This window comes from Acidovorax benzenivorans (genome assembly GCF_028680575.1).
Lineage (GTDB): Bacteria > Pseudomonadota > Gammaproteobacteria > Burkholderiales > Burkholderiaceae_C > Acidovorax > Acidovorax benzenivorans.
Window position 1 is genome coordinate 13,210 of sequence record NZ_JAPCKI010000006.1, and the last position, 17,133, is coordinate 30,342.

12 protein-coding genes and 1 other RNA gene are annotated in these 17,133 nt (G+C 60.5%); 7 read left to right on the forward strand and 6 right to left on the reverse strand.

The annotated features are described in order from the left end of the window. Positions 1-61: 61 nt before the first annotated feature. The 6 genes from OIN59_RS12065 to ompA all read right to left on the reverse strand — a co-directional run bounded on the left by OIN59_RS12065 (position 62) and on the right by ompA (position 6,451). Positions 62-1,873, reverse strand: coding sequence for a hypothetical protein (locus OIN59_RS12065; protein ID WP_274110615.1), 1,812 nt, complete (start codon positions 1,871-1,873; stop codon positions 62-64). Positions 1,874-2,457: 584 nt separating this feature from the next. Next, a complete protein-coding gene (locus tag OIN59_RS12070; RefSeq protein WP_274110617.1) occupies positions 2,458-3,720 on the reverse strand; it encodes a tyrosine-type recombinase/integrase in 1,263 nt (420 codons plus the stop codon). A 218-nt stretch (positions 3,721-3,938) separates the two neighbouring features. Further along, positions 3,939-4,325, reverse strand: a transfer-messenger RNA (tmRNA) gene (gene ssrA / locus OIN59_RS12075). A gap of 13 nt (positions 4,326-4,338) precedes the next feature. Further along, on the reverse strand, positions 4,339-5,013 hold the full coding sequence (locus OIN59_RS12080) for an HAD family hydrolase (RefSeq protein ID WP_274111163.1): 675 nt from the start codon (positions 5,011-5,013) through the stop codon (positions 4,339-4,341). 1 nt (position 5,014) lies between these two features. Then, on the reverse strand, positions 5,015-5,725 hold the full coding sequence (gene ubiG, locus OIN59_RS12085) for a bifunctional 2-polyprenyl-6-hydroxyphenol methylase/3-demethylubiquinol 3-O-methyltransferase UbiG (protein WP_274110619.1): 711 nt from the start codon (positions 5,723-5,725) through the stop codon (positions 5,015-5,017). A gap of 90 nt (positions 5,726-5,815) precedes the next feature. After that, on the reverse strand, positions 5,816-6,451 hold the full coding sequence (gene ompA, locus OIN59_RS12090) for an outer membrane protein OmpA (protein WP_274110621.1): 636 nt from the start codon (positions 6,449-6,451) through the stop codon (positions 5,816-5,818). Between the two features lie 223 nt (positions 6,452-6,674). Here ompA and gyrA point away from each other — a divergent pair, with 223 nt between their 5' ends. The 7 genes from gyrA to OIN59_RS12125 all read left to right on the forward strand — a co-directional run bounded on the left by gyrA (position 6,675) and on the right by OIN59_RS12125 (position 17,119). Beyond that, positions 6,675-9,338, forward strand: coding sequence for a DNA gyrase subunit A (gene gyrA / locus OIN59_RS12095; protein ID WP_274110623.1), 2,664 nt, complete (start codon positions 6,675-6,677; stop codon positions 9,336-9,338). A gap of 95 nt (positions 9,339-9,433) precedes the next feature. Further along, the gene (gene serC, locus OIN59_RS12100; protein WP_274110625.1) at positions 9,434-10,543 is read left to right on the forward strand and encodes a 3-phosphoserine/phosphohydroxythreonine transaminase; all 1,110 of its coding nucleotides are present in this window, start codon (positions 9,434-9,436) and stop codon (positions 10,541-10,543) included. 60 nt (positions 10,544-10,603) lie between these two features. Continuing rightward, the gene (gene pheA, locus OIN59_RS12105) at positions 10,604-11,701 is read left to right on the forward strand and encodes a prephenate dehydratase (protein WP_274110627.1); all 1,098 of its coding nucleotides are present in this window, start codon (positions 10,604-10,606) and stop codon (positions 11,699-11,701) included. Between the two features lie 12 nt (positions 11,702-11,713). After that, positions 11,714-12,586, forward strand: a complete 873-nt coding sequence (locus OIN59_RS12110; protein WP_274110629.1) for a prephenate dehydrogenase — start codon at positions 11,714-11,716, stop codon at positions 12,584-12,586. Between the two features lie 136 nt (positions 12,587-12,722). Further along, the gene (locus tag OIN59_RS12115) at positions 12,723-14,768 is read left to right on the forward strand and encodes a bifunctional 3-phosphoshikimate 1-carboxyvinyltransferase/cytidylate kinase (RefSeq protein ID WP_274110631.1); all 2,046 of its coding nucleotides are present in this window, start codon (positions 12,723-12,725) and stop codon (positions 14,766-14,768) included. Between the two features lie 180 nt (positions 14,769-14,948). Beyond that, positions 14,949-16,649, forward strand: a complete 1,701-nt coding sequence (rpsA, locus tag OIN59_RS12120; RefSeq protein WP_274110633.1) for a 30S ribosomal protein S1 — start codon at positions 14,949-14,951, stop codon at positions 16,647-16,649. 137 nt (positions 16,650-16,786) lie between these two features. Next, positions 16,787-17,119 (forward strand): integration host factor subunit beta, encoded by a 333-nt coding sequence (locus OIN59_RS12125; protein ID WP_456057490.1) that lies wholly within the window; start codon positions 16,787-16,789, stop codon positions 17,117-17,119. The last annotated feature ends 14 nt before the right edge of the window (positions 17,120-17,133 follow it).

The window sequence follows — 17,133 nt, forward strand, 5'->3', positions numbered from 1 at the left end:
CCTCATACGCTGCATGCACAACCAATGATAGACACCTTTATGTTTCAGAGGAGTGGTATTCCTACACATACCTTTCATTGGGCGGGAGTTCAGTCCATGGCCTAGACGCATAGCCACGATCACCATCGAGGTCAAGATCCGGGATCGGGAGCCTTTCCTCCAATAGTGCCAAGTAGAAGTCAACAGCATTTCCGAATCCGTTCTTGCGCTGCAAATAGGCCAAAATACTTTCCGTGTCTTTTGGCGTTGGGGCGCTCATCAGTTCCTGTAGGAAAAATAAGTCAGGATGCATGGTGTTCTGAGAATCAATCATCCAGTAAGGCGTTGAGCCACTCGGGATCGGCCCCACAAAGGTTGAATTAGGCTCCCTAGGCGCTCCCAATTTCCTCGGCGTAACGAGCCAGTAGTACGGAGGCTTAGGCTTCGGCGTACTCTTCATCGGGTATACGTCGGTGTTCTTTGTCCGGATCAAGCTTTCGATAAATCCGAAATTTGAGAAATCATCCCTCGACGCGTATCCATATCCCATTAGAGCGAGCATCAGGCGGATGGCGCTTACAATGAAGTAGATCGCCATCTCTATTACATAAAGCGCCCATCGTGGCGCCAAGTTCACGAGGCGAGCCATCACTGCTACAGGCAGTGTGGCAAGCATGGCGATGTAGACAACACCTTTCAGGAACCACCCGATGAGTGCCGCCAAGTAGTCAATGGGATTGTTTGGGTTAAAAGATGGTGGATTGGAAGGGGTGTTCCTAGACAACAGCGTCTGCAGCTCGTCGAGTAATTCCCCTGGATCATCAGGTGGCGGCGTCGGGCGCACTAGCCCGTCTGAAGTAGACATGTCCAAGTACAACTGCATGGCCTCATATGCAGCGCGGAGGTCAAATTTGCTCGGGTAGCCACCATTGCCGGGAATTTGGTTGGGCACCATCGGTGGCCGATAGGTCTTTCTGAGTGCATCAATTAGAAAGCCCGACACCTTGTCCAAGTCAGATGGTGACAGCGCCAGTCGGTCATGCAGTTTGGAGACAACGATGTCGCCGCGTCCTTGCTGATCCCATAGCCACGTATCGGCTAGGCCTTCAAGCACGAGGTGGCGGTATGCGTGGTTCCTGAATGGTCCATCCACTAGCGAGTTGACAAACGGGTGTCCGCAAATATCGCCAGCGACATGGCTCAGGTAGCCCTTCGCGTAGGCCCGCGTCAAAGGATCCTTTGCGGCCCCCAACATGTTCTTTGCGAAGGTGCCAGTGTGGCGATAGTGGAGCAGATCCATCCACCACCACTTGCTGTAACTGGCAACATTGTCAGCGGGATTGCCTGACCAAGGGGAATCGTCTGTGAATGGATGCCCAAAGTGTCTAAACGGGAAGCCAGAGTTATCGGTCGCCTCAACCAAGAAGTCCTTGGACAAATATTTGGGGTCCAGCAACAGCGCCGGATTGATCAGTCCCTTTGCATAAAGTTCAGCTAGCGGATTTTTAATATTGATGGGTGAGGCACTTGTGGCCAAACCGAGCTTCAGTGCGAGGATGGCGGCCTCAATAGCGGTCTCGGTTACCGATTTGATAGCGGGGTACAAACCGCCAGTAACCCAATCAGCAGCATCATCGATCGGTTTACTGAGATCATCTGCCAACTCATTCAGCGTTTTCTTTATGCTCCTGATTTCAGAGAATACGTGAATTGCTTCGTTGAAACCATCCTTCACCCCTCTGTCCGTAAAAAAAGGATCGAACAGGAAGAGAGTCAGGTCCGGACCAACCGCGCCCAGTCGAAAAGAATTTCCAACGTCGGGCGACTCAAACAGCTCCGGGCGACGTTTCGCAGCGATTTCGGCAATCAGAATGTGAGTTCCGAACTTAGGCATGCAGAGTCCTCCAAAATTGCGCGCCTGCATACAATCGCACAACTTGCGCGCTATAGCATCTTGTCAGAAAGTGGATGTAGCAACAAGAAACCTGTGCTTGGGTTAGATCATCCCGCCTCGGGATCGCATCCGTTCCGCGCACGATACTATGCACATCGGGCTGGGCCATGCAATGGCTGCGTACCAAATGACGGCCTTGTGGCTTCGCTCTGACTGAAGTGCCCCGTGACTCACATAGGCCGATTGGTTTTAGTCAGACGGTCGCTGCTTGACCAGCGCGTTGTCGATGGTCGTTGCGATAGCGGTCACTCGGACGTCAACGGCGCGGGCAACATCATCAAACGACCGGCCTACGCGTTAGACCGGTCGAGCAGAGCTCGGTCCGGCTGCCGCCTGGATGACCGGAATGCGACAAGGACCGATCGCCTGACGCGCGGCGCCGTCTGACCGAGATCGCTACAGAACGGCCGTTCACACCGCCAAGCTCACACGCTTTGCCGACAGGGTCTCAACATCAGTTGGAGAGAAACTGCCATCGATTCATGGCAAACCACCGCAGTGACCAAGCCCAGCGAAACGGCAGATCAGGTATTTGCATTGCCAAGAGTTTTGGAAGTCATCTTGCCTGCTGCTGCTTTGTCTTCTCTCAGGCTGTCCAGATAGTCAGCCCACCGTTGCATCATCTTCGTTCGATGAGCCAGATACTGGGTCCTGTTGTAAGCGCGCCCATTGGCGTCCTTCACGGCGTGAGCCAGTTGCGCCTCAATCACCAGCGGGTCGGCATCCAATCGCTCCGCCAGCATTGTTCGCGCCGTGGCGCGAAATCCATGCCATGTTTGGATCTCCGGCGTATAGCCCATCGTGATGAGCGCGGTTCGCACTGAGTTCTCTGAAATAGGCCGACTGTGGTTGCGCTCCCCGGGAAACACCAAGGCGCTGTGGCCCGTCAACGGATACAGCTCCCGCAACACTTTCACAGCCTGGGTTGAAAGAGGCACCAGATGTGGATCCCCATTTTCCTTCCCATCCTTGCCCCGCTTCATCCGCGCAGCCGGAATCGTCCAGAGGGCAGCATCCAAGTCCACTTCAGCCCAAGCTGCACCACGCAATTCACCAGGTCGCTGAAACAGCAAGGGCGCCAATTGCAATGCTGCCCGCACAATAGGCCCGCCCTTGTAAGCTTGGATGGCCCGCAACAGCTCAGCCAGCTTGACTGGCTCGGTGATAGCGGCAAAGTGCTTGCCGCGATACGGAGACAACGCGCCTTTAAGGTCTCCCGTGATGTCCCGCCCTACCCTGCCTGTCGCGACGCCATAACGCCAGACCTGGCGAGCCAACATCAGCCCACGATCGGCCGTCTCTACAGCCCCGCGCTCTTCCACCTTACGCAGGGTTGCCAGCAGTTCCACCGGCTCAATCTCAGCTAGGCGACGCCCCCCTAGCCACGGAAAGAGATCACGTTCGAACTGGCGCAGCGAGCGCTCAGCATGAGAATCACTCCATAGAGGCTTCTGTTTTTCGTACCACTCCAGAGCGACAGCCTTGAAGGTATCTCCAGCGCTGGCAGAAGCCTTCAGCCTTTCCACCTTTCTTGCGTGCACAGGATTAATTCCTGTCGATTTCTGCAGCCTGGCGGTATCACGAGCCTTGCGAGCCGCCGTCAGGCTGACCGAGGGATAGCTGCCCAGAGCCATGCGCCCTTCCTTGCCCTCATGCCGATACTTCCAGAACCAGCGCCTCGATCCCCCGGGAGCGACTTCCAGGTACAAGCCTCCCGAGTCCGATAAACGCTCCCGCTTCGATGCGGGGGAACAGACGGCGTTGCGGCACTGTGCGTCGGTCAACATGGGGGAACACCTCCAGCGGTTTAGCTCGGTTTTCCCCTCTGAAACGGGGGAACAAACGCCGCCAGTCTACCCTTTTCGGATTCTGTTCCCCCGTCTGTTCCCCCGCCTCAGCCTGGCTGCCAGCAGACTGCTCCGGACGTCTCCGCACCGTAACCCATTGATTTACCAAAGAAAAAGGGCGTTCACCGGATGTTGGTGAACGCCCTTGGACGTCGTAATGGTGGAGCTGGCGGGAATTGAACCCGCGTCCGCAAGCCTTCGTCAGGCAGATCTACATGTTTAGCGGTCTGATTTGGATCTCGCTACTCATGTCGCGCAGTCGCACGCTACATGAGCCGCCAGCACCCTATTTTCTCGCTCCCATCCAAGGTACCCGGATAGAAGCCAGCCCATGTAATTATCCTTGCAGCCGGGAGGCACTGATTGCTCAGAACCCCCTTGCCCAGCCCATCGGCCAACTGTTGCAAGGCTCACTGGCAATTAAGCAGCGAGTGCGAAACGTTCGTCGTTTGCAGTTAGTTTGTTAAATCGAGATTTACGAGCGTGACTCAAGCTCGACATGCACCACACTGATCCCGAACCCACGTCGAAACCAGGACAGCCCCTAGGTTTTCTATTTTAGGCGCTCGCGAGCAATTGCAAGAGCTCGCTGGGAGATTTAATTGCGGCGTGCGCCCCCCACTCCGCCGGATCGGTCTTGGCCCCCAAGTAGCCGTAGGTGGCGGCCACTGTGCCCATACCTGCTGCCAGACCCGCCACAATGTCCCGTTCGTCATCGCCTACGTAGATGCACTGCTCCGGTGGCACACGCAAACGCGCGGCCGCCTCCAACAAAGGTGCGGGGTGGGGCTTGGCGTGCGGCGTGGTGTCGCCACTGACCACGGCCGAAGCAGTGGCAAATAATGGAATGGTCTGAGTCAGGGGTTCGGTAAAGCGGGCTGATTTATTGGTCACCACCCCCCACGCCATGTTCCGCCCAAGAATCTGATGGACCAATTCGGGCACGCCTTCGAAGATGGTGGTCTGTGCCGTCATGCGGGATTCGTAGTTCACAAAAAACTCTTCGCGCATGACGGCAAAGTCCGGGTGATCCGGCCCCATGCCAAAAGCCTCTGCCAGCATGCCGCGGGCTCCGGCACCCGCCATCGGGCGATATCGAGCCAAGGGCAACGAAGGCAGGCCTCGGTCGATGCGCATCTTGTCCGCAGCAGCACCCAAATCCGGGGCGCTGTCGATCAGGGTCCCATCCAGATCAAACAGGACTGCGCGAATGCCATAAAAAACGGTACCCATATCAGCCCAAGCGACGCGCGGCAAACAGGTAATTGACGCTGGTGTTGGCGCTAAGCCAATAGCGACGCGTCAGCGGGTTGTACTCCAGCCCCCTGGTGTGCAAAACGTCCAAGTCCGCGCTGCGGCAGTGCCCGGCCAGCTCACTGGGGCGAATCATCTTGGCGTACTCATGGGTTCCGCGTGGCAGCATGTTGAGCACATACTCCGCGCCTACGATGGCCAACAGAAACGCCTTGGCATTGCGGTTGATGGTAGAGAAGAAAACCCAGCCACCGGGTTTGACCAGCGTGGCGCAAGCGCGAACCACCGAGGCGGGATCGGGCACATGCTCCAGCATTTCCATGCAGGTCACCACGTCAAAACCAGCAGGTTGCTCCAGGGCCATCGCCTCAGCGCTGATTTCACGGTACTGCACGTTTTGAGTTTCAGCCTCCAGGGCATGCAACTGCGCCACGCGCAGCGCCTTGGTTGCCAGATCGATACCAAGCACATCCGCACCCTTGCGCGCCATGGAGTCGGCCAGAATGCCGCCGCCACAGCCCACATCCAAAACACGTTTGCCAGCCAAGGCAGTCAATCCATGAATCCAGTCAAGCCGCAGCGGGTTGATCTGGTGCAAAGGGCGGAATTCACTATCTGGGTCCCACCACCGATGGGCCAGCTCTGAAAACTTGGCCAGTTCGGCCGGATCTGCATTGACGGTTTCGCTCATGTCACCAATTGTCCATGAAGGTAGGGCACGAAAATCTCCAGACGCAAAAAAGCCCCGCGAGCGGGGCTTTTTTGTGAAGCAATCCGAAGATTACTTGGAAGCGCGGGTTCCGACCACTTCGATTTCCACGCGACGGTTCTTCGCACGGCCTTCGGCGGTCTTGTTGTCAGCCACGGGTTGCTTTTCGCCCTTGCCTTCGGTGTAAACGCGGTTCTTTTCGATGCCCTTGGACACCAAATAAGCCTTCACGGCTTCAGAACGACGCACCGACAGCTTCTGGTTGTAAGCATCAGAGCCCACGGAGTCGGTATGACCCACGGCAATGATCACTTCCAGGTTAATGCCCTTGACCTTGGAAACCAGGTCGTCCAGCTTGGCCTTGCCTTCTGGCTTGAGCACCGACTTGTCGAAGTCGAAGAACGCATCAGCAGCGTAAGTCACCTTGGTAGCCACTGCGGGAGCAGGAGCTGGTGCAGGTGCTGGCTTGGCAGCTGGGGCAGCGGCGGCAGCAGGAGCAGCAGCAGGTGCAGCAGCAGCGATAGCGCCATCACAGCCAGCAGCAGCCGTAGCAGGCGTCCAGTTGGCATCGCGCCAGCAGTATTCGTTGGTACCGTTCTTCCAGACGATGCCAGAAGCGTTTTTCCAGTTATCAACGGTTTGTGCGCCAGCGGCGGTTGCGAGCGCTGCAGAGGCAAACAACATCGCCACTTTGTTCAGTTTCTTCATGGTTCTCCTCTTGGGGAAAAAGCCGCAGCCGCGCTGCGAATCAGGACGCCTGGGATGACCACCACCCTAAGCGTTCAAACGATTGTGCCATACGTAACAGGGCAAAAGCGGTGCGGACCGGTCGGGGCCCGTAGGACAAAACCTGAATTGCTTCGATATGTTGCGTCGTCGCTACACGGTCTTACGCCTAAAATAGCTCTCCTTTGCCGCCCCCGCCGTCCCAATGACCCAGTTTGCCAAAGAAACCCTGCCGATCAGCCTCGAAGAAGAGATGCGGCGCAGTTACCTCGATTACGCGATGAGCGTGATCGTGGGTCGTGCACTGCCCGACGCGCGAGACGGCTTGAAGCCCGTGCACCGCCGCGTACTTTTTGCGATGCACGAACTCAATAACGACTGGAACCGCCCTTATAAAAAGTCGGCCCGTATCGTGGGCGACGTGATCGGTAAATACCACCCGCACGGTGACTCAGCGGTGTACGACACCATCGTGCGGATGGCGCAGGATTTCTCGCTGCGCCACATGCTGGTCGATGGGCAGGGCAATTTCGGCTCGGTGGACGGCGACAACGCTGCGGCCATGCGGTACACCGAAATTCGCCTGGCCAAAATTGCGCATGAAATGCTGGGAGATATCGACAAGGAAACCGTCGATTTCGGCCCCAACTACGACGGCAGCGAGAAAGAACCGCTTGTATTGCCCAGCAAACTGCCGAATTTGCTGGTGAATGGGTCAGCGGGTATTGCGGTGGGTATGGCCACCAATATTCCGCCACACAACCTTAACGAAGTGGTCGATGCGTGCCTGCACATGCTGCGCAACCCCGAAACGACCATTGACGAGTTGATGGAAATCATCCCGGCCCCCGATTTCCCCACAGCCGGCATCATCTACGGCATCAATGGCGTGAAGGACGGCTACCGCACCGGGCGTGGCAAGGTGGTGATGCGTGCCAAGTGCCACTTCGAGGACATCGATCGGGGCCAGCGCCAGGCGATCATCGTGGACGAGCTGCCCTACCAGGTCAACAAGAAGACGCTGCAGGAGCGCATGGCCGAGCTGGTGCACGAGAAGAAGATCGAAGGCATCAGCCACATCCAGGACGAGTCCGACAAGTCGGGCATGCGCCTGGTGATCGAGCTCAAGCGCGGCGAAGTACCCGAGGTGGTGCTGAACAACCTGTACAAGCAGACGCAGCTGCAGGACACGTTCGGCATGAACATGGTGGCGCTGATCGACGGCCAGCCTCGCCTGTGCAACCTGCGCGACCTGATCAGCGTCTTTTTGCAGCACCGCCGCGAAGTGGTAACCCGCCGCACGGTGTTCGAGCTGCGCAAGGCGCGCGACCGGGGCCATGTGCTCGAAGGCTTGGCCGTGGCACTGGCCAACATCGACGACTTCATCGCCATCATCCGCAACGCCCCCACCCCACCGGTGGCCAAGGCCGAACTGATGGCCCGCCCTTGGGACAGCAAGCTGGTGCGCGAGATGCTGACCCGCACGCGGGCCGACGGCGGCGTGATCAACGCCGATGACTACCGCCCCGACGACCTGGAGAAGGAATTCGGCATGGGCCAGGACGGCCTGTACCGCCTGTCGGAAACGCAGGCCCAGGAAATCCTGCAGATGCGCCTGCAGCGCCTGACTGGCCTGGAGCAGGACAAGATCGTCGCCGAGTACAAGGAAGTCATGGCGGTCATCGAAGACCTGCTGGACATCCTGGCCAAGCCAGAGCGCGTGTCGGTCATCATCGGCGACGAGCTCACCTCCATCAAGCAGGAATTTGGCCAGCACAAGCTGGGTGCACGCCGCTCGATCGTTGAATACAGCGCGCAAGATCTCTCCACCGAAGACCTGATCACCCCCACCGACATGGTGGTGACGCTGTCCCACACCGGTTACATCAAGAGCCAGCCTTTGAGCGAATACCGTGCCCAAAAGCGCGGCGGACGCGGCAAGCAGGCCACGGCGACCAAGGAAGACGACTGGATCGACCAGCTCTTCATCGCCAATACGCACGACTACATCCTGTGCTTCTCCAACCGGGGCCGCCTGTACTGGCTCAAGGTGTGGGAAGTACCTGCAGGCTCGCGCGGCTCGCGCGGCCGCCCCATCGTCAACATGTTCCCGCTGCAGGACGGCGAAAAGATCAACGTCGTGTTGCCGCTCACCGGCGACATGCGCAGCTTCCCGGCCGACCGCTATGTGTTCATGGGCACCAGCATGGGCACCGTGAAGAAGACGGCGCTGGACGAATTCAGCAATCCACGCAAGGGCGGCATCATTGCCGTCAACCTGGATGACGGCGACTACCTGATCGGCGCCGCCCTGACTGATGGCAAGCACGATGTGATGCTGTTCAGCGATGGCGGCAAGGCCGTACGCTTCGACGAAAACGATGTGCGCCCCCTGGGCCGTGCAGCACGTGGTGTGCGCGGCATGATGCTGGAAGACGGACAGAGCGTCATCGCCATGCTGGTCGCCGAAGACGAAACACAGAGCGTGTTGACCGCCACAGAAAACGGCTACGGCAAGCGCACCAGCATCACCGAATACACCCGCCACGGTCGCGGCACCAAGGGCATGATCGCGATCCAGCAAAGCGAGCGCAACGGCAAGGTTGTGGCCGCTACCCTGGTGCATGCGGACGACGAGATCATGCTGATCACCGACAAGGGTGTGCTGGTGCGTACCCGCGTGAGCGAGATCCGCGAACTGGGGCGTGCCACGCAGGGTGTGACCCTGATTGCGCTGGACGAAGGCTCCAAGCTCAGCGGCTTGCAACGCATCGTCGAGAACGATGCCAATGTGACGGATGCAGAGACCGATGGCGAAGGAAGCACGGACAGCGGAACCCCATCCGCACCCGACACCCCCGACGCCTGACCACTGCGGCGCGCAGATGCGCGCTGCAAATGCTACAAAAAGAGAAGCATCAGGCGCTTATTGAATAAGCGCCTGATCCATTTTGAGCCCCTACCATGACACGTCCTTACAACTTTTCCGCTGGCCCCGCCGCCATCCCCTCCGAAGTCCTGGAACAAGCCGCCGCCGAGATGCTGGACTGGCACGGTAGCGGCATGGGCGTGATGGAAATGAGCCACCGTGGCAAGGAGTTTCTGTCCATCTACGAGAAGGCTGAAGCCGATCTGCGCGAACTGCTGGCCGTGCCGTCGCAGTTCAAAATCCTCTTCATGCAAGGCGGAGGCCTGGCCGAGAACGCCATCGTCCCGCTCAACCTGTCGCGTGCCGGGGTGGTCGACTTTGTGGTCACCGGCAGCTGGAGCCAGAAGTCGCAAAAAGAAGCGCGCAAATACGCGTCAGAAGTCAACATCGCCGCCACGGCTGAAGACACGGGCTTCACCACCTTGCCAGACCCAGCCTCCTGGACGGTCAGCCGGGGTGCGAGCTACCTACACCTGTGCAGCAACGAAACCATCAATGGCACTGAGTTCCACCAGCTGCCCGACCTCAAGGCACTGGGCAGCGATGCACCGCTGGTGATCGATTTCTCCTCGCATGTGGCATCGCGGCCCGTGGACTGGAGCCGCGTGGGCCTGGCTTTTGGCGGCGCGCAAAAGAACCTGGGCCCTGCAGGCCTCACGCTGGTGATCGTGCGCGAAGACCTGCTGGGCCATGCCCTGCCCGCCTGTCCCAGCGCCTTCGACTACAAAATCGTGGCCGACAACCAGTCCATGTACAACACACCGCCCACCTGGGGCATCTACATCGCCGGGCTGACCTTCCAGTGGCTCAAGCGCCAGACCGAAGGCGGCCTGACCGGTGTGGCCGCCATGGAGCAGCGCAACATCGCCAAGGCCACGCTGCTGTACAACGCCATCGACCAATCGCAGCTGTACGTCAACAAGGTAGCGGCCAACTGCCGCTCGCGCATGAACATCCCATTCTTCCTGCGTGACGAAAGCCGTAACGACGCCTTCCTGGCCGGCGCCAAAGAGCGCGGTCTGCTGCAACTCAAGGGCCACAAGTCCGTGGGTGGCATGCGCGCCAGCATTTACAACGCCATGCCGCTGGCGGGCGTGCAGGTGCTGGTGGACTACATGCGAGAATTTGAGCAAAAGCACGCTTGAGCGTGCACCCGACAAAAACAGAAAACGGCTCTGAGAGCACGCACCGCTACCCCACCGCCCATGAACAATCCGCAAGCCTCACCCGACCTCGCCAGCCTGCGCGTGCAGATCGACAGCATCGACCAGCAACTGCTCACGCTGCTGAACCAACGGGCGCTCGTGGCCGAACAGGTGGGTGAGGTCAAGAAGCGCGAAGGCACGCCCTTTTTCCGGCCCGACCGCGTGGCACAGGTCATCGACAAGATCACCAACGCCAATCCCGGCCCGCTCAAGGGTGCACACGTGGCGGCCATCTGGCGCGAAATCATGTCTGCCTGTCTGGCCCTCGAATCGCCCCAGCGCGTAGCCGTGCTGGGCCCCGAGGGCACGTTCTGCGAGCAGGCCGCCATCGAGTTCTTTGGTGGTGCGGCCGACCTGATGTACTGCGCCAACTTCGACGAGGTGTTCCACGCCACGGCAGCGGGCAGCGCGCAGTACGGCGTGGTGGGCGTAGAGAACTCTACCGAAGGCGTGGTCACTCGCTCGCTCGACCTGTTCCTGCACACCCCCACCCACGTGGTGGGCGAAGTCAGCCTGCTGGTGCGCCACAACCTGCTGCGGACCAGCAACTCGCTCGAAGGCATCGAGGTGGTGATGGCTCATCCGCAGGCGCTCGCACAATGCCAGGCTTGGTTGTCCAAGCACCTGCCACATGCTGAGCGCCGCCCGGTGTCCAGCAATGCCGAAGGCGCGCGCCTGGCCACCACCAACCCTGCCTGGGCGGCCCTCTCCAGCGAGCGTGCAGCCGCCCAATTCGGCTTGCACATCGTCTCGCACGCCATCCAGGATGACGCCTACAACCGCACCCGCTTCGCCATCATCTGCCTGCCGCACACGCTGCAGACGCCACCGCCGTCGGGCAAGGACTGCACCAGCCTAGTGGTCTCGGTGCCCAATCAGCCCGGCGCCGTGCACGACTTGCTGGTGCCGCTCAAGACGCATGGTGTGTCCATGACGCGTTTTGAATCGCGCCCGGCCCGCACCGGCCAGTGGGAGTATTACTTCTACATCGACCTCGACGGCCACCCCGCCCAGCCGCATGTGGCGCGGGCCCTGGAAGAACTGCGCAGCCTGTGTGCGTTCTACAAGGTCCTGGGGACCTACCCTGTTTCGTCATAAGGAGCCGTCGCCATGTTCGAACAATTGGGGCTGATCGGCTGTGGACTCATGGGAGGCTCGTTCGCCTTGGCCATGAAAAAAGCCGGATTGGTCAAGCGCGTAGTGGGCTACAGCAAGTCACCCTCCACCACCGACCGCGCCCGCCAGTTGGGCGTGATCGACGTCGAGGCACCCTCCGCACTGCTGGCCGTGGCGGGCGCCGACGTTGTGCTGGTAGCCGTGCCGGTGGCAGCCACCGAGGCCACCCTCAAGGCCATCAAGCACCTGGTCACCCCGCAGATGCTCATCATGGACGTGGGTTCGACCAAGTCCGACGTGGTTCAGGCAGCGCAGCGTTCGCTGCGTGACCAGGTGGGCTCGTTTGTGCCAGCACACCCGATCACAGGGCGCGAGGTTTCGGGCGTGGAACACGCCGAGGCCGACCTGTACAGCGGGCGCCAGGTGATCCTGACCCCCACTGAGCGCACCCTGACGGCCCAATTGCAGGACGCAGAAAAGATCTGGACCGCGCTGGGCTGCCGCGTGACCAGCATGTCGCCCGAGTCGCATGACGCGGCCTTTGCCGCCGTCAGCCACCTGCCCCATTTGCTCGCGTTTGCGATGATGAACAGCATCACGGGCCAGGCACACGGCGACGACTTCCTGTCGCTCGCAGGCCCCGGATTCCGCGACTTCACACGCATTGCCGCTAGCGACCCCAAAGTGTGGCGCGACATCCTGCTGTCCAACCGGGACGAGTTGATTGCCCAGTCCAAGCAGTTCCAGCAGGCCCTGCACAACATCGAGCAAGCCATGGAAAAAGGCAACGCCCAGGCACTCGAAGACATGCTGACCCTGGCCAGCGAAACCCGCGCCCATTGGCGCATGGGCGCGAAGAGAAAGTAACCCCCTGAGCCGCCTGCGGCGCCTTCCCCCAAGGGGGACGCACCCGGTGGCCTGGCAAAGCCAGCTCCACGGGTGCACTGGGATGGGCCTGCGCCAGTAATGACGGGCGCTTGCACCCAATGGACGAAAGATACCGATGTATAGCACCGCATTCCTTGATCTCCCCGCCCTGCAAGCCGCTGCAGGCGAAGTCCCCCTGCCCGGCTCCAAGAGCATTTCCAACCGCGTGCTGCTGCTGGCGGCGCTGAGCAGCGGCACCACCACCGTGCACGACCTGCTGGCGTCCGATGACACCCGGGTGATGCTGGACGCACTGCGCCAGATCGGCTGCGTGGTGGACGAGTCCGGGGGCAGCACGGTGCACATCACTGGCCTGGGTGGCAGCACGCCGCTGTCGCCCGCCAAACTGTTCCTGGGCAACGCCGGCACCGCCATGCGCCCGCTGACGGCGGCGTTGGCGCTGTTGGGTGGGGAGTTCGAGCTGTCGGGTGTGCCGCGCATGCATGAGCGCCCCATCGGCGATCTGGTCGATGCGCTGCGCCAATTGGGTTGCCAGATCGATTACCTGGGCAATGATGGCTACCCCCCGCTGCGCATCGCGCATGCGCAGGGGGTTCCCGCCCTGGCGCTGGCAGCACCGATCCGCGTTCGCGGCGATGTGTCCAGCCAGTTCCTGACAGCCCTGCTCATGGCGCTGCCGCTGGCCGCCGTCACTCAGCCCATCGTGATCGAGGTGGTGGGCGAGCTGATTTCCAAGCCCTACATCGCCATCACCCTGCAGCTGCTGGCACGCTTTGGCATCGTGGTCGAGCACCAAAACTGGCAGCGCTTCACCATTGCTGCAGGCAGCCGCTATCAATCCCCGGGAGACATCCATGTGGAGGCAGATGCGTCATCTGCTAGCTATTTCATAGCGCTTGGGGCAATAGTGACCGGCGCTACCGGCCAAAAAGACGCCAAATCCGGCATCAAGATACAAGGTGTGGGCCTCGATTCGATCCAGGGCGACATCCGCTTTGTGGAAGCGGCCCGGGCCATGGGCGCGGTGGTTACCGGTGGCCCCAACTGGCTGCAGATCGACCGCGGCGCGTGGCCCCTGCAAGCCATTGACCTGGATTGCAACCACATCCCCGACGCGGCCATGACCCTGGCGGTGATGGCCTTGTACGCCAACGGCACCACCACGCTGCGCAACATCGCGAGCTGGCGCGTGAAGGAAACCGACCGCATCGCCGCCATGGCGACCGAACTGCGCAAACTCGGCGCCACGGTGGAAGAAGGCGCCGACTTCATCCGCGTGACCCCACCAGAGCGTGTAGAAGACTGGAAACCCGCCAGCATCCACACTTATGACGACCACCGCGTGGCCATGTGTTTCTCGCTCGCAGCGTTCAACCCTGCCGCTCTGCCCGTGCGCATCGAAGACCCCAAGTGCGTAGCCAAGACCTTCCCGGACTACTTCGAGGCCTTGTTCTCGGTGGCCCAGGTGGCGGCGCCGCAGATTCCCGTGATCTGCATTGACGGCCCCACGGCATCGGGCAAAGGCACCGTGGCAGCGGCGGTAGCACAGCGGCTGGGCTATGGCTTCCTGGACTCAGGCGCGATGTACCGCATCACCGCTCTCGCCGCGCTGCAGGCCGGCCTCGCCATAGACGCTGACCACGAAGCCCGTATCGCCACCCTGGCCCAGACGTTGCCAGTGCGGTTTGAGGGCAGCAAAGTGCTGCTGGGCAGCGACGATGTGACCGACGCCATTCGCACCGAAGAGGCGGGCATGAACGCGTCCCGCGTATCCGCCTTGCCCGCCGTGCGCACCGCGCTGGTTCAGCTCCAGCACAGCTTCCGGCGGTTGCCGGGGCTGGTGGCTGATGGCCGCGACATGGGCACGGTGATCTTCCCAGACGCGCCCTTGAAGGTGTTTTTGACCGCTAGCGCCGCCTGCCGCGCCGAGCGCCGTTATAAACAGTTGATTTCAAAGGGTTTTTCGGCTAGTATCGAAGACCTTCGCGCAGATTTGGAGGCGCGCGACGCCCGGGACAGCTCCCGCAGCGTTGCACCCCTCAAGCCCGCGCAGGACGCTCTGGTCCTGGACAACTCCGATTTGACGATTGAACAAGCCGTTGAAAAGGTGCTGACCTGGTGGCAGGAGCGCCAGCCCTTCGCAGCTTCTGCGCAGCGCTGACAACGTGGAGCCCTCGGGCTCCAGGCAAGGTCGAAAGGCTTTGCCACAGGCCCACACAGCCCCTCTCGCGCGCCAGCGCACAGGTTGTGTGGATCGATAACCTAACCCGCGGCTCTGCCGCAAAAAACCACCGCAAGCAGCTATAAAAACAGTAGCAATGGTGCTACTGGAATCCTGTTTGTGGCAAGGAAACACATGTCCGAATCTTTTGCCGCCCTTTTTGAAGAATCCTTGCAGCGCACCGAAATGCGCCCAGGCGAAGTCATCACCGCTGAAGTCGTGCGCGTTGAGCACAACTTCGTGGTCGTGAACGCTGGCCTCAAGTCCGAAGCCTACGTGCCGCTGGAAGAGTTCAAGAACGACAAGGGCGAAGTCGAAGTCCAAGTGGGTGACTTCGTGTCGGTGGCCATTGGTTCCATCGAAAACGGCTACGGCGACACCATCCTGTCGCGTGACACCGCCAAGCGTCTGGCCTCCTGGATGAGCCTGGAAAAGGCCCTGGAATCCGGCGAATTCGTCACTGGCACGACCAGCGGCAAGGTCAAGGGCGGCCTGACTGTCCTGGTCAACGGCATCCGCGCATTCCTGCCCGGTTCGCTGATCGATACCCGTCCGATCAAGGATCTGACGCCGTACGAAAACAAGACCATGGAATTCAAGGTCATCAAGCTGGACCGCAAGCGCAACAACGTGGTGCTGAGCCGCCGCGCTGTGGTGGAAGCCTCCATGGGCGAAGAGCGCGCCAAGCTGATGGAAACCCTGAAGGAAGGCTCCATCGTTCAAGGCGTGGTCAAGAACATCACCGAATACGGTGCGTTCGTGGACCTGGGCGGTATCGACGGTCTGCTGCACATCACCGACATGGCATGGCGCCGCGTGCGTCACCCTTCCGAAGTGGTGACCGCTGGCCAAGAAATCACCGCCAAGATCCTGAAGTTCGACACCGAAAAGAACCGTGTCTCGCTGGGTCTGAAGCAAATGGGCGACGACCCATGGATGGGCGTGAACCGCCGCTACCCACAATCGACCCGCCTGTTCGGCAAGATCACGAACATTGCCGACTACGGCGCGTTCGTCGAACTCGAACCCGGCATCGAAGGCCTGGTGCACGTGTCTGAAATGGACTGGACCAACAAGAACATCGCTCCCGCCAAGCTGGTTTCGCTGGGCGACGAAGTCGAAGTCATGGTTCTGGAAATCGACGAAGACAAGCGCCGTATCAGCCTGGGCATGAAGCAGTGCAAGGCCAACCCATGGCAAGAATTCGCCCAGGACACGAAGCGCGGCGACCGCGTGAAGGGTCCTATCAAGTCGATTACCGACTTCGGCGTGTTCGTGGGCCTGGCTGCCGGCATCGACGGCCTGGTGCACCTGTCCGACCTGTCGTGGAACGAACCCGGCGAAGCCGCTGTTCGTAACTACAAGAAGGGCCAAGAAGTCGAAGCCATCGTGCTGGCTGTGGACGTGGACCGCGAACGCATCTCGCTGGGCATCAAGCAGCTCGACGGCGACCCATTCACGACCTTCGTGACCGTGAACGACAAGGGCCAGACGGTGACCGGCAAGGTCAAGACCGTGGACGCCCGTGGCGCTGAAATCGACCTCGGCGAAGACATCGTGGGCTACCTGCGCGCTTCGGAAATCTCCCGCGACCGCGTGGAAGATGCCCGCAACGTGCTCAAGGAAGGCGACGAAGTCACTGCTGTGGTGGTCAATGTGGATCGCAAGACCCGCAACATCCAGCTGTCGATCAAGCAAAAGGACATGGCCGACGAGCAAGGCGCCATGGCCAGCCTGAGCCAGCAATCGAGCCGCGAAAGCGCCGGCACGACCAGCCTGGGCGCCCTGCTGCGCGCCAAGCTGGACAACTCGGAAAAGTAAAGCGCTGCCCCGCCAAGGAGCCTCTGCGCGAATCGAGCCACGCGAAGATTCATGCAGAGGCCTCTTGGACGGTCAGACAGCGGGCGCCTCGGCGCCCGCTCTTTTTTCAGCCAAGACTGCCTATGTCCCAAGATTCCATGACCCGCTCAGACCTCGTCGAAGAACTGGCCGCCCGCTTCGGCCAGCTCACCCACCGCGATGCCGAATACGCCGTCAAGACCATTCTGGACGCCGTGGGCGAGGCGCTGGTACGTGGGCACCGCATTGAGATCCGGGGCTTTGGCAGTTTCTCGGTGAACCACCGCCCTCCGCGCATGGGCCGCAATCCGCGCAGCGGCGAGGCCGTGGCCATTCCCGAAAAACGTGTGCCCCATTTCAAGCCGGGCAAGGCCCTGCGCGAAGCCGTGGACAAACGCACGGCCGAAATGGAAGAAAAGACCCAGCCCGCAACAAGCGCTACGGGTACTTGATATCAAAATTAATA